The following is a 13,549-nucleotide window of genomic DNA, read 5'->3' as shown; positions in this document are numbered from 1 at the left end:
TTTTAAATAATAAAAGTCATTATGAAGAAGATCAATGTTTTGCTGTTAGCCTTTTTGCTGTTAAGTTTTTGGGCGAATGCCCAGCAGTATCCTTTTAACGGGTTGGATATGAATATGGGAAACCTTTCTCGTTTGTCGAATGCGCAGAGTCGTTCGATCAGTCCGGAGAATTTTACGGGGGAGAAAGGGAAAGGAGCGATGGCTGATCCCGTGAGAGATAAGGATGTCCGGAATAAGGCGAATGCGGCCGGCCCAGCGAAAGATTTGGGGAAAGGCTGGAAAGTAAATCCTTTTATTATCGTGAAACCGGGGGAGACAGTTACCATCGCGGAGATTGATGGCCCGGGGGCTATCCAGCAGATATGGATGACTCCCACTGGCAACTGGCGATTCTCGATACTCCGTATGTATTGGGACGACGAGAAAGAGCCTTCGGTTGAATGTCCGGTCGGGGATTTCTTCGCCAGTGCTTTTAATGAGTATGCCCAACTATCTTCGTTAGCGGTCTGTGTAAACCCCGGGAGCGCTTTCAATTGCTACTGGAAGATGCCGTTCCGTAAGAAAGCACGCATAACATTGGAGAATATTAACAATGCGGAAGAGATGCGTTTGTATTACCAAATTAATTATACCTTGACGGAAGTGCCGGAGGATGAGGGATATTTCCATGCACAGTTCCGTCGTTCCAACCCGACACAAGGCTCTAGCCATACGTTGGTGGATGGAATCAAGGGAAAGGGACAATATGTTGGAACTTATTTGGCTTGGCGTGTCAATGATAACTGTTGGTGGGGTGAAGGAGAGATCAAGTTCTATATGGATGGCGACAAGGAATACCCGACAATCTGTGGAACAGGTACGGAGGATTATTTCTGCGGTTCGTATAACTTCGAGAATCAGAAAACACATCAGTACCAAGAATTCACCACTCCTTATGCGGGAATGCACCAAGTGATCCGTCCGGATGGCCTATATCGGGCTGTTACGGCGTTCGGCTTGTATCGCTGGCATATCTTGGACCCGGTTCGTTTTGAAAAGGATCTGAAGGTTACGATTCAAGATTTGGGTTGGCGGCACGACGGTAGGTATAATAACCAGAAGTCGGATATCTCATCGACTACTTTCTGGTATCAGGCGGAACCACACGCTAAATTCCCGGCATTACCCAGTAAGGATGATTTGGAGATTCCGAGATGGTAAATGGCCTGTGGTAAGATGTTAAATGTTATTTCCGATTAAACCTTTCCTTTTTATCGATGTCTATTCTTTCGAAGCGCTTCATAAACAGGTAATTTATAATAAAAGTAATAAGTAGTAGTTTATGAAAAAGGTAATAGGATTGTGTTTGGTTGTATTGTTGAGTTCAACTTCTGTGTTCGCTCGTGAGAACAGGCGTATGGACAAGCGTAAGATGGATCCGTCCGCACGTTGCGAGAAGATGATCGCCGACTTGAAGCTGGATGAGAAACAAGCGGTGGAGTTCCGTAAACTTCAAAAAGAGTATATGGAAAAGGCTCAAAAAGAACGTGAGGCGATGAAGGCTGAGCGTGAGAAGCAACGGGAAAAGATGTTGGCCATGCGTGAGGATAAGAACGCCCAGATGAAAAAAATATTGACGGAGGAACAATACAAACAATATCTGGAAAAACAGCAGCCTAAAGGGAATAAACATGGCAGAAAACATCTAGGTAACGGACGTAGATAAAGAAGTCTATAGATAGATAAAATGGCCGGGGTAGCGATTATCCCGGCCATTTTAGTTCTAATCGGCTGCTTCAACCACATACCAAGTATATCCGTTGGCAGGGATTTTAACCGTAAGCTCCACCGTATAGTCCCGGTTCAGTTTGTAGGTGACAGGCTTTTGCTCTTTTTCCCGGATGCGGGCTGTTTGTGTCAGGCCGGTATAATAGAGTGGAATATGGATCGTACGGGTGATCTCTTGATGGGTCGGATTGAAGAACATGGCTAGACCTTTCTCCTTCTTGTGAGGATTGACGTGTATGAACCCGTCCCAGTCTCGTGCGTCCGGCCGGCGTAAGTGGATCATATCGCTGTTGAGTATATCGCGGTATTTCTTATACCATTGAATAACCTCGGTTACGGCCGCTTGGGTTTCCGGGGTATCATATAGGCGTGGCCCTCGATAGCAAGCTTGGACACCAGCTCCGTAATTTTGCATCATATGTGTTTTGTATTCGAACAAGTGTTCGTGGAGGGGCTCCAAGGTGGCGGCCTCTCCTCCTCCTTGATACTCCACGAGAGGAACGAAGCTCCAGCATGCCGAAGCCATCCGATCCCATGTACCATCATAATTCAATTGGCGGGCATGGATGATCTGCCTGTCCCGGGGAAGCGACCAGTTGGCTTCACGGTAACCAATGCCTGTCTTGGTAGACCCGTTCAAGAAATAGAAATCGGGAACATTGATATAAATGCCATTCTCGCACATCCAACGATAGAGATCGGTTATCTTATGGAACTGATTCCATTGGGAATCTTCCAGCCCTTTATGATAGGTATGGTGGGTGGAGGCGCATACGTCGCCGGGATAGGAGCCGTCGTGCTCGAAGCAACGCATGCCCGTACGCTCGAAGAAGGTTCGTATATGATGGAAATACTCATATCCCCAATCGCTGCACAGGCAGGGAGCGCTACCGAAACGCATGCCTCCCCGTTTGCCCGTCTTGGGATTGATAACATCCACCTCGTCGCTGATCCAACGGCTTGATAAGAGGGAGTAACATCCTAACTCTACACCTTTGCCGCGGGCGTAATCTACCAAGGATTTATATTTGGCGATATTTTCTTCCGAGATATCCTCGGCGTTCAATCCAGACCCGAAGCTGATGATCACCATCTCGTAGCCCACGGTAGCGCATTGATCGATAGCGGTACGAATAACATCCGGATCGGAAGAGGTAAGGTGCATGAAGATCGGATTCTCCGTAGCCCATGGAGCTACCGTATAATGAAAGCGTCGTTTGAACAAGCCCTTCCGTTCCCGGTCATCGCTGTCGAACGGCATCTCGTATACGCTGAAGGACTTGAACTCCTGGCCCGCCGCTAGGGTATAATCGGGACCTAGCTTGGGCGATACGTCTAATATGCAAGGCGTGAGCAAAGGATAGTTGCGTTGGGAGGTATATTCCGGATCGGCTACCCATTTCTCCGTGATATCGGTTTCCCGCTCGGTAAACTCTCCGCCACAAGCATAATCGCTTTCTATATGTATGTTCGGGAGCCTGAATTTGGAGGGATCTCCACCGCCGGGAGACTCCGGTTCGGCGAATGCCAGATATTCCAATTGAAAGGCATCGATATCTATGGACTGCGGGGTCTTGTTGGTAACCTCCATACTTTTCCGGATAACCGGGATATGATCGTATAAGTCGTAATGGAGTTCTACGGTGACACCTTCTGTTTCTTTCTCTCCTTTCAATACGAAAGTCAGTCTTTTCCCTGTGGGTACGTTCTTATTCAGTGCCCAGCGGCTTCTGGCCCATTTGATATCTTCCTGCAGCTCCTCTATGCGGAAATCCTCAATGAGAAAAGAACCGGAGCGGGTAGTCATCTGCTCGACCCATTCCATCTGGAAGTATCCGCGCTCGGGCTGGCCGGCCAGCCCGCCAAGTTCCCAACGTTTCCCGTCAATCGTCAAACTGCCTTCGCTACTTACGGCACGAAGCATACTTTCTCCGGTCATCCGGTTAAAGATATCTAGAGTGGAGAGATTGGGCAAGACACGGAACATACGTGCTACCATTCCGTTTGACAATAAGATGCTTTTGCCATCGGGAGTCGCATATATGCCGGCTTTGGATCGTGAGGGTTGTAAAAGCCAGTCGAAAGAGGTGTTTTCCAAAGGAAGCCCTTGTTGGGGCAATCGCTTGATTTTATCAAGTAATTTCTTCTCCGTACCGGATGATACCTCCGGCCCTTTCCCTTGATAGCTTGTGGAGATGATCGAGGGGATGATCTCCATATACTCTATTTGGGGCGTGATCCATAAGGCATGATCTCCGCTGGGGCCATCGTCGGTAGGCTCTACGATAAGGTCCAATATCTTTATGCCATTTAGGGGGATATCGATTGTTTTCGGGGCGTCGCCAAGTTTGACGATACCGCTGTTATAAAGCTCCTTGTCATCTCCTTTCAAGATAAATAAGACCGAGCCCGGATGTACCTTTCCGTCTTTACCTTCTAGACCAACAAATGTCTTGGCGTTTTTTCGGGTATCGAAATACATTTTCGTTCCGTCAACAAAAGGGATAACCGTGAGGCTTTTATCTGTATAATCGATATGTGAGTCGGCGATCCCGACCTGTGCTTGAAAGCGTGACGCATTCTTGTGTAAATCGATCTTGATATGGCTTTTGGCTTGTACCCCGATCACGTCATCATACGTTTTTCCTTGTATGGAGGCGGGCTCGTTGGTAACTGATTTCCCTTTGACGGCGCCACCGTAGGTTTGGTAGGATTTATTTAGGTCCATGTCCATAAGCCGGATTTCGTTCTGGCCCATGGCGTAGAGACCGGCAAATCCCGAAAGGATAGCTGTAAAGATAAGTTTATTCATAAAATCCAGTGATAAAAGAGCGTGTTATCAATGATAAAAATAAGGTGCTTCAAAAAGACTTCTTTTGAAACACCTTATTGGGTTTATAATCTAGTTTCGTTCTATTATAATGTCGTAAGTTTTAAATTACGCCAAAGAACCTTGATGCCTCCACCGTCGTGAATCTGAAGGGCGATGCGGCCTTTGCCGGCTCCGATCTTCTCGTCATTCAAGTTTACCATTTCCTGTCCGTTCAGCCAAGTCTGTACGTTGTCGCCTTGTACCTTGATACGCATCGTGTTCCAATCGCCCTCTTTCAATATATTCTCTTTCTCGTCCGGAATCTGAACCAGCCAGCCACGTCCGTACGACTCATAGATACCACCTGTATCGTGACCCTTCGGAGCTACTTCTACCTGCCAGCCGTTTACTTTCACGCCTTCCTCTACGAAAGAGCGGATGAATACGCCGGAGTTTCCGTCAGCCTCTTGCTTGAACTCTACGGTTAGATCGAAATCATCGTAATAATCACGGGTAGCGAGATAACCGTATTGTTTGTCGGGACCGCTTTCGCAAACCAATAAGCCGTCTTTTACGTACCATTTCTCCGTACCGTATGGTTCCCATCCCGTCAAATCCACGCCGTTGAACAAGTTCACTTCCTTACCGGTCTTACGGGGAAGTTCCTTGATCTTCAAGTTACGGAAAGATGCGGGATAACCATGATCTTGCAAACAAAGCACACCTTTTTTCGCCAATCCGTATTCCGGTGCGTTGGCCCATTTACCGCTATTTTTCTTAGCGTGCCAATCGTCTGTCCATGCCTCGAACTCAACGATCTTTTGTCCGTTCAACCAATGTTCCACATGTCCGTTATCGAATACGATCTTGGAGTTGTTCCATTCGCCTTGCGGATTCACCTTCATCTTGGATTTATCCGGCAAGTGCATCGCGTAATCTACGCCTAATTTCTGCCACTCTTCCAATGGCTCCGGGAAGTTCGGCTCGTCGATCAATTGATACTCCGGCCCTGTTACGTAAGGAACAGCGTATTGGGGACGCTCTACCACGTGGTACAACATACCGCTATTGCCCCCCTTGGACAATTTCCAGTCCCAAGAAAGCTCGAAGTTCTCATACTCTTTATCGGTTACGATGTAGCCACTAGCGTCGCTGCCATCACCTTTGGCTTGGATACAACCATCCACTACATGCCAAGGCTGTGTCAATGTAGTCCCGTTGTAATCTTTCCAACCATCCAATGTCTTTCCATCAAAAAGCAGGACCCATCCGTCAGCGATTTCCTCGGGAGTAAGTGTGTTTTGTTCTTGACTGGCACAAGAGGAAAACAAGGCCAGCGATACCGCACAAGAGGCTAACAAGCTTGTGGCGGCTGTTTTTTTCATTACAGATTCCATGTAAATAAAGAATTTAGGTTGATAAATTGTAACTGAATGGCAAATTTACGTAAATATCTTTGATATCTCTCTCTGTTGGAGGAAAAACGCTTCTCTCCCTAGGAAATACTTCTCCAAGAGCCTATATATTCTTTGTCGGATAAGCTCTATTTCTTAATTTGGCGGCGCTGAATTTATATTCACAGCCGCTGAATATACAAATGCCGCCGCTGATTGTAAAATCAGTGGCGATAATTTAAGAATAGAATAGGTACCGATCAGGTTTACCTATAGGTACGCATAAGTTTTATTCTGGCACAATCAACTTTTATATGTTTTTGTGGAAAAGAATCTGGATAATACTTGTTTAATCGAAGAATAATATAGATATTGCATGCATCTAATAAAGACTGAAATACCCTGCAAACCATATGATAACAATAGGCACCTTAAAACTAGATTTAGTTGCGGATCGGGAACCTTTCGTTCATGATTTATATGGTCGTTGGGATACCTTTAACCGAACCTCTTTAGAAGGGATCGTGGATGAGATTTTAAGCCGTTATGATACGGAAGATGAGTTGATCCGGATCGAGAGTTTAGATTTGGATCTAGGTGAGCTAGAAGAAGATGAATTCTATGAGCAATTCCCCCGTAGACTGGCGGAGAGACTGGACGAGACTTTCGCTTCTTATTTGCGAAGTAAAGAAGAGCATCCAGACCGAATAGCAGTTGTTCCCATCAGGCAATCTTGGCTGGAAGTATTTACCTATTATATGTCGCACGGGTATTGGCCTTGGCTGGAAGAGGAGCGACTCACCTTACCGGAGCTTCTGGATAAATTAGTACGAACATCTTCGATAGAATTAAGTCATTTCCTGCGTGAGAAGGGAAAGGCGCTTACCATTCGTAAACGTCTAGTCTTTCAATTGGATGATATCTATCAAGAACGTTTGGTACATGTGGTGGTACCCTCGGAAAGCTCGTTTATAAACGCTTATGCCCGTTTCTTGCAAGACTCTTATCCCGAGATAAAGCGTCCGGAGATAGGGAAGAATGATTACAGAAACGCTATCTGGATAATCCTATGGGGATATTTATTATCTCAGGATCAAGGCTATTTCAACCGGAAACAAATGGTGACGTACGCACTGCGGGAATTATCCGGCTATTATTCCATTTATTTTGTGGATTTACTGGGGATGCTGACGTATGATTTAGATAAGTTCGCCTCTACCCGCTTGTTCATGCCCGAGTTACTGTCGCTTTTGAAGGATATCCGGCTAGAGACATTATCGGAAAAGGAATTCACTAAAAATTTCTCTCTTTTTTCTCTGGAAGAATTGAAGGCTTTGCTCGTGCGGCGGGAGAAGAGCTTGACTTTCTTATCCGGGTATAATGAGGAACAGATTTACCTGATCGTGGAACAGGTGATCCCTGCGGAGAGTCCGTTTGTCATCGACTATGCGAGAGCGTTGGATAAGGAGAAGGAATTGGGCATGCTCGAAGGGAAAGCCGGGAATGATTTCCGGGTGCTGAAATGGGTGTTTATCTTCGAGGTTATTCTCGGTAGAAGTGGAAGCGTATATTCCCGCCATCAGTTCGCTTTCTCCGTGTTAAAGGAGTTGGCGGCGCATTATAATCTGACGGTGATGGAGTTGTTGGGATATTTTTACCGTACCTTGGCTAGTGGACTGCTAACGGCTTATCCAGCCGTTCGGGAATTGATCATTGCTTTGTACTTGAATGCTATCGATGATTCTCCCGCCGGTATATCCGTTTATTACCCGGAAGATTTGAAAGATCGGTTGGCTTGTGCCGTTGCTTTATCCGTTTCTTGCGCGAGGAGCAAATCTATTCGGTGGTCGAGCAAACCGTTCCGGTGGAAAGCCATTTCATTATACGGTATGCCCAGACGCTGGATAAGGGGAAAGAGCAAGGGCGTTTGGAAAGAAGGGTGGGTGACGAGTTCCGGCTGTTGAAATGGGAATTTATCTTTCTGGTGCTGTTTAGTGCGCCATTGTCCGCTTTTAGCCGGAAACAATTCGTACGTTCGGTGTTGGGACAGTTCTCTGCCCATTATAATATCACGGTGCGGGAGCTGATCTCCTATTTCCATGAGGGAACACATGGGGAACATCCATGGGTCCCGGAAGAGTTACGTGAGATAATAGATCTGCTGTACGAGGATATGGATAAGGAATCTCCCGAGCCTTTATTCTCTGTTTGGTTGAATGAGGAGAGGAAAGCCTATCGGTTCGGGCAATTTATAATCACGGGCCGTGCCGATGAACCGCTGGGCGATCTATTCGAGTACGTGAGGGACTTGGAGAAGACGAACCCGAAAGTCTTACTGGACCAATTACGGCAATTGAAGGATATTCCTTCATCCGGAATAAGGGTGGAAGAACCGATAGAGGCCGCTCGTATCTTCGCTTCCTTATTACTGCTTGTCATCCGTGAATACGGTCTGGCTTTTCCGAATCAGGTATCCTTGATCCAATACCTTACGAATGTAAAAGAGAATCGTACATTTGGAGATGCTGCTCGGCTGCGCTTGTTATTGCATGAGTGTATGTTGGAGAATATGGATGCGTTTACACGTACCATGGATGCTTTACTGGGCACGAAACCGGGGAAAGCGCCCGAGCTTCCCATCCGTACTGCTTTTCCCGCTATCTATCCGTCCAATTCCAAAAAAATGGAATTATTGGAGGAATTATATACAGGGGCGACTCCCGCTTTGCGCTTACTTGTAGAGGAGGTAATCCGCTTGTTTCGTCTCAATAGCTTCGGGTTGGAAGAGAACCTTTGGTTGGGGTGGTTACAGGCTCTTTCCGGCAACGTTTACCGGAATTATTCCAAGGATGGATTGTTGTTCCTCTTTTGGCAGCGTTTGAGGGAGTCTGTGCCAGAGGAGGAATTACGTAAGATCGAGACTTTTATAGGGCGACATATAACTAATTTACCTGAATTGTCAGTTTTTATATATCAACTTAAAAATAATATGAATATGAACGTTTTGAATGGCCAGTTAAAAGACCATGGCGTATCTATTGACAATGCGGGCCTAGTGATCATAGCCGTCTACCTGCCAATGCTTTTTAATCGGTTAGGCTACTTGAGTGATGACAGGCGTGACTTTAAATCGAAAGAATGCCAAGTGAAAGCTATTTTTGTGTCCCAATGTTTTGTGACGGATGAGAAGGAAATCCCGGAGTCAGAATTATTCTTAAACAAAGTCTTGACGGGCTATGACAACAGCCCGGAACCGCTTCCTCGCTCGTGTGATTTAACCGAGAATGAATTGGAGATCATGGAACAATTGAAGAAAGCGGTACTTATGAATTGGGACAAGATGAGGCATACAAGCTGGGAAGGTTTTCAAAAAACTTTTATCCAGAGAAAGGGAATGTTAAAAATGGAAGAGGATAATTGGATGCTAACGGTCGAGGAGAAGCCTTTTGACATCTTATTAGACTCGCTTCCTTGGAACTTCAAGCTCGTTAAAGCTCCATGGATGGAAAAAATGCTTAGAGTAAAGTGGCGGTAAAATACTATTAAATGATAACATTATGAATGCGGATCGGATACAGATTCAAGAAGGACCTTCGCAGGTCTTTCAAAACCGTAAAGGTGAATCAACACAATTGATGGAAGATAATCGGGTACAATCTGTCTTGCAGGCTAAAATGGTGGAAACTATGCAACGTGACGCGATGGATGAGGATGATTTGCAGCAAGGTAAGTTCGCCGTTCAGCGGGATGTGGAAGATGAGGATGAGCTTCTTCAAGGAAAATTTGTGGCCCAACGGCAAACGAAGAACCAGACAGGGATTCCGGATTATGTAATCCAAGGCATGGAGTCTTCCTTCGGGACGGATTTCTCTTCGGTACGTGTACACCCGGATTCATCGAAAGCGCCGGAGGTTGGGGCTTTGGCATATACGCAAGGTACGGATATCCATTTCGCCCCGGGACAATTCAAACCGGATACGTCTGCCGGACAGCAGCTATTGGGACATGAGTTGACACACGTCATCCAGCAAGCAGAGGGACGTGTGCAGCCTACTACCGAGGTAGGTGGAATGGCCGTTAACGATGATTTATCCTTGGAACACGAGGCGGATGTGATGGGCGCTAAAGCTGCTTCTGTCTTATGAACGAGTGGATCGATTGGTTCCAGCGGGTATTGGATGTCTCTATTCGTTTGTATTTCCGGCAGGAGTGCGATTTATCTTCCGTCTATGATATCGCACTCCCGAAGGCAGGACCGCTTTGGAAGGCGTTGTTGCCGGAACAGGTCGATCCTACTTTCGATGAGTGGATGGTGTTGATGTTGGCCTTAATGCCTCATCTTTCTCCGCAGGTGTTGGATATTTTCTTTGTGCATAATAAGAATTTTGACCGTCCTTATACGGAATTTGGCGGTTGGAAAGGACTATCGCACGGAGGATTCTTGCCAACGGGCGAGACGGCCGTTTTCCTGTTGGCGGGCGATCGTGTGGAACGCCGTCTGGAAGTGGTTCGTCTATTTCGTGAGGAGCATTGGTTCCATATGTATCACGTCGTTGGCTTGGAAGGAGCCGGGAATGGTGAACCGTTCTTGAGCGGACAACTGCGTATATCGGAGGATTTCTTGTACCGTTTATCTTTTGAGGGAGAATATAAGCCGGACTATAATATGGGTTTTCCGGCCAAACGGATTAGTACGACTTTGAATTGGGAAGATGCCGTATTGCCTTATTATGTGCGTGAGGAGTTGGAAGAGATAAATAATTGGATTACGGGTCATCGAGTCATCCTTTCGGACTGGGGATTGAGTCGTTTTTTGAAGGCCGGTTACCGCACTTTGTTTTATGGCCCGCCGGGAACGGGTAAGACGCTTTGCGCGACCTTGATCGGCAAGAAGAACGGGATGGATGTATATCGTATCGATCTTTCCATGATTGTCTCCAAATATATCGGCGAGACTGAAAAGAACCTTGCGAATGTATTCGACCAAGCGGAAAACCGGAATTGGATTCTCTTTTTCGATGAGGCGGATGCCTTATTCGGTAAACGAACCTCGACGAACACTTCTAATGATCGCCATTCGAATCAAGAGATCGCTTATTTGCTGCAACGGATCGAGGATTTCCCGGGAACCGTTGTTTTGGCCACAAACTTAAAGAGTAATATTGATGAAGCTTTCTCCCGTCGTTTCCAGTCTATTATCTATTTCCCAATGCCGGATCAAGACTTACGTGAGGAATTATGGCGTAGAATGCTTCCCTCTTCTTGGCTACCTGCGGATGCGGACAAAATGATTCGTATGGCAGCTACTTATGAGTTATCGGGTGGCTCCATCTCGAATGTGATCCGGCGTTGTGCCCTTCGGTTGCTAAAGCAAGACACTCCCCGGCTAGATTCCGATATCTTATCTATGGCGATCCGCCGGGAATTGAATAAAGAGGGCCGGTGGTGATTTAAGGCAACGGCTCTCTTTCCCGGTGCCCGATCGGTACGATGATTAAGAGAAAAAAGAAGAGTGGGAGCGCCAACAGTATCATTTGGGTCCATATGTCGAAAGTTTCCCGCGAGGATACGATATTGGTGATTAGGTATAATACCAATACGATCTCGGATATGAATACCAGTAATAGAGGCAAGACATATCGCTTATAATGTTGTGCCAACATGTAGAACTTACTGGATGTCATATACAGGTTGATTAGGATTAATAGTATGAGAAATAGGAATATATCACCCAATACGAAATAAATAAGCATCGGGTTGGAGAATTCCGTATTTGCCAGTTGCGCCAGATCATCGGAGCAACTGGTGAGTTGCTCGCCTTGCGGAAAAGGATTTAGCAAATAGAATAAAGAGTTGAAAAGATTATCTAGTAAGGATACCTCGCATTCTTCCTCATACATGACCATCTTGAGTACTGGTTCTTGCTTATTCTCTCGATTTTCGCAAGTAGTTACAGGAACGCCCATTTCATCGTAATCGACAAAACAAAGGCGGTCTACCAATTGGTATTTCAATAGAATGGATAGATAACCGATATGCTTTTTCTCCTTGATAGGGAATATGACATTTAAATCGTAGTTTCTATATATTTTATTACCCATCACACAAAAGGAATCAATTACGAAACTGGTGGACTTCACGAATTGTACAAGTTCTCTCCGGTTCTCCAGCTTAAAATCGAAATCAGGGAAGTAAAGAGTCAAGCCGTTGAGTTTCCGGAGAGACGGGTTCCGGTTGATCGTGCCGGTATCCTTTGTGAATAAGTTATTTAAAAGAGCCATCTGGGATTCTTTCGATCTTAGGAAATCATTCGTCGCTTTTGAGTTTCGGAATAGGACCAGCAAATCGACAGGCGTATCCGAATAAACGGGCATATCTACCAGACACTCCTGTTGTTGCCAGTCGCTTACTTGACTAGGTTGCCCGCTTTCTGTATCCACTACATACCCTAGATATTCCATCCGGCTGAATTTCCGGATAAGGCCTGCCGGTAATTGCTCGTATACGGATTGCAACCAATACGGCACGATGGGAAAAGCTCGTTGGTTGTATTGACTTAGGCGTTCGGATAGGCGTTCGGTTTCCGATGATGCGCCATCTACCTTGAATACGGGAATACTGCAATTTCCCTTTTTCTTTTGTGTGGCGATCTCTTCTTTGCTACGTTTATCGAAATAACAGAAGAACGTACGAATCGTGGAGGGACGCAGCTCACGCACGGATAGCAACCAGTTCTTTACGGCTTGCGTGTAAGTGGTGTCGTAAACGAATGGGATGAAATCGGTTTCCCGGTATCCAATGGCGTCTTCTTCCCAAGGCGTGATGTTGAGGGCGATGGAAAGGGGAGCTTCTTTGATGAAAAACTCAATCGTTCCGCTTCCTCTGATGGAGGGATTCTCGTCCGGATTATCCAGAACTCCTGTAACGTCTTCTGTCCATACGGGGCAAATGATATAGCCTTGTTTATCGGAGTTGAGCAACGATTGCATATTATCCATATCTCCGGTTTTGCCCTTGAAGAAATACATATTCTCGACGGTAGGGGGAGGCAATATCCTTTCCGGTTCTCTTTTATTGAAATAATACCACAAAGCTTGCGTTACTTTGACTGGGCCGGGCATTGCATCGAAGAAGCGGAAGAGAGGATCTGCGTTGGCCTTATTCTTGGATGCGGTTAATAACTCGTTTCCGAACAACCAAGGTGTATATGCACATTGTTCCACATGATCTGGTAATAAGGAACTCGGGGACTGTAAATAACCCAAACGCAATATCGCTTGGTTCGCGTCCGGATTTATTACGAAAGTGAAAGCGTTCCCCAATTCAGCGGGATAGACGATATAACTGCATTGCTCCGTTAAGATACGCTGGGTGATCGAGTCCATAAGAGCTTGATAGGAGACGATCGGGGTACGAATCTCTTCCAGTTCCAATTCGGTCCGCTCTCCTAAACTCCGGAAATAATCCAATCGCTCCGAGAGACTTCTTTGGGCGTTAACGGCTTGTGCCATGATTACATGAAGTAATAAGCCCAATAAAATGCCGTGGTAGGTAGTTCGATATCTGGTTGACATAA

At 46.1% G+C, this 13,549-nt stretch carries 9 protein-coding genes; 6 read left to right on the top strand and 3 right to left on the bottom strand.

The window, feature by feature from the left end; all coding sequences use genetic code 11:
* Window positions 1-21: 21 nt before the first annotated feature.
* Together BDI_RS12330 and BDI_RS12325 are read left to right on the top strand one after the other, a co-directional pair.
* Window positions 22-1,200, top strand: coding sequence for a glycoside hydrolase family 172 protein (locus tag BDI_RS12330; RefSeq protein ID WP_008780730.1), 1,179 nt, complete (start codon window positions 22-24; stop codon window positions 1,198-1,200).
* A gap of 121 nt (window positions 1,201-1,321) precedes the next feature.
* Window positions 1,322-1,705, top strand: coding sequence for a hypothetical protein (locus BDI_RS12325; protein ID WP_005861419.1), 384 nt, complete (start codon window positions 1,322-1,324; stop codon window positions 1,703-1,705).
* Between the two features lie 57 nt (window positions 1,706-1,762).
* Here BDI_RS12325 and BDI_RS12320 read toward each other — a convergent pair whose 3' ends face one another.
* Window positions 1,763-4,579, bottom strand: coding sequence for an NPCBM/NEW2 domain-containing protein (locus BDI_RS12320; RefSeq protein ID WP_008780731.1), 2,817 nt, complete (start codon window positions 4,577-4,579; stop codon window positions 1,763-1,765).
* A 104-nt stretch (window positions 4,580-4,683) separates the two neighbouring features.
* On the bottom strand, window positions 4,684-5,976 hold the full coding sequence (locus BDI_RS12315) for a 3-keto-disaccharide hydrolase (protein WP_005861421.1): 1,293 nt from the start codon (window positions 5,974-5,976) through the stop codon (window positions 4,684-4,686).
* Window positions 5,977-6,386: 410 nt separating this feature from the next.
* Between BDI_RS12315 and BDI_RS21235 the strand changes: the two genes are divergently transcribed.
* From BDI_RS21235 to BDI_RS12295, 4 genes are all read left to right on the top strand, one after another.
* The gene (locus BDI_RS21235; RefSeq protein WP_011966864.1) at window positions 6,387-7,937 is read left to right on the top strand and encodes a contractile injection system tape measure protein; all 1,551 of its coding nucleotides are present in this window, start codon (window positions 6,387-6,389) and stop codon (window positions 7,935-7,937) included.
* A gap of 209 nt (window positions 7,938-8,146) precedes the next feature.
* Window positions 8,147-9,508 carry a contractile injection system tape measure protein gene (locus BDI_RS21415; RefSeq protein ID WP_306769545.1) on the top strand — a complete coding sequence of 454 codons (1,362 nt, stop codon included), beginning with the start codon at window positions 8,147-8,149 and terminating at the stop codon, window positions 9,506-9,508.
* 22 nt (window positions 9,509-9,530) lie between these two features.
* Window positions 9,531-10,118, top strand: coding sequence for an eCIS core domain-containing protein (locus BDI_RS12300; RefSeq protein WP_005861423.1), 588 nt, complete (start codon window positions 9,531-9,533; stop codon window positions 10,116-10,118).
* The gene (locus tag BDI_RS12295) at window positions 10,115-11,422 is read left to right on the top strand and encodes an ATP-binding protein (protein WP_011966862.1); all 1,308 of its coding nucleotides are present in this window, start codon (window positions 10,115-10,117) and stop codon (window positions 11,420-11,422) included. The genes BDI_RS12300 and BDI_RS12295 overlap by 4 nt, the downstream gene beginning before the upstream one ends.
* A 1-nt stretch (window position 11,423) precedes the next feature.
* Here the strand turns inward: BDI_RS12295 and BDI_RS12290 are convergent, their stop codons facing one another.
* Complete coding sequence (locus tag BDI_RS12290) at window positions 11,424-13,547, bottom strand: hypothetical protein (RefSeq protein WP_011966861.1); 2,124 nt, start codon at window positions 13,545-13,547, stop codon at window positions 11,424-11,426.
* Window positions 13,548-13,549 lie beyond the last annotated feature (2 nt).

This window comes from Parabacteroides distasonis ATCC 8503 (assembly GCF_000012845.1).
Taxonomy (GTDB): domain Bacteria; phylum Bacteroidota; class Bacteroidia; order Bacteroidales; family Tannerellaceae; genus Parabacteroides; species Parabacteroides distasonis.
Note: the sequence above shows the minus strand (reverse complement) of the source record. Positions and strands in the feature narration are given on the sequence as shown.

Bases quoted from the DNA above. Each gene is read 5' to 3' on its own strand.
- BDI_RS12315 (WP_005861421.1), bottom strand. From the start codon at position 5,976: ATGGAATCTGTAATGAAAAAAACAGCCGCCACAAGCTTGTTAGCCTCT.
- BDI_RS12295 (WP_011966862.1), top strand. From the start codon at position 10,115: ATGAACGAGTGGATCGATTGGTTCCAGCGGGTATTGGATGTCTCTATT.
- BDI_RS21415 (WP_306769545.1), top strand. From the start codon at position 8,147: ATGGATAAGGAATCTCCCGAGCCTTTATTCTCTGTTTGGTTGAATGAG.
- BDI_RS12290 (WP_011966861.1), bottom strand. From the start codon at position 13,547: ATGTCAACCAGATATCGAACTACCTACCACGGCATTTTATTGGGCTTA.
- BDI_RS21235 (WP_011966864.1), top strand. From the start codon at position 6,387: ATGATAACAATAGGCACCTTAAAACTAGATTTAGTTGCGGATCGGGAA.
- BDI_RS12300 (WP_005861423.1), top strand. From the start codon at position 9,531: ATGAATGCGGATCGGATACAGATTCAAGAAGGACCTTCGCAGGTCTTT.
- BDI_RS12320 (WP_008780731.1), bottom strand. From the start codon at position 4,579: ATGAATAAACTTATCTTTACAGCTATCCTTTCGGGATTTGCCGGTCTC.
- BDI_RS12325 (WP_005861419.1), top strand. From the start codon at position 1,322: ATGAAAAAGGTAATAGGATTGTGTTTGGTTGTATTGTTGAGTTCAACT.
- BDI_RS12330 (WP_008780730.1), top strand. From the start codon at position 22: ATGAAGAAGATCAATGTTTTGCTGTTAGCCTTTTTGCTGTTAAGTTTT.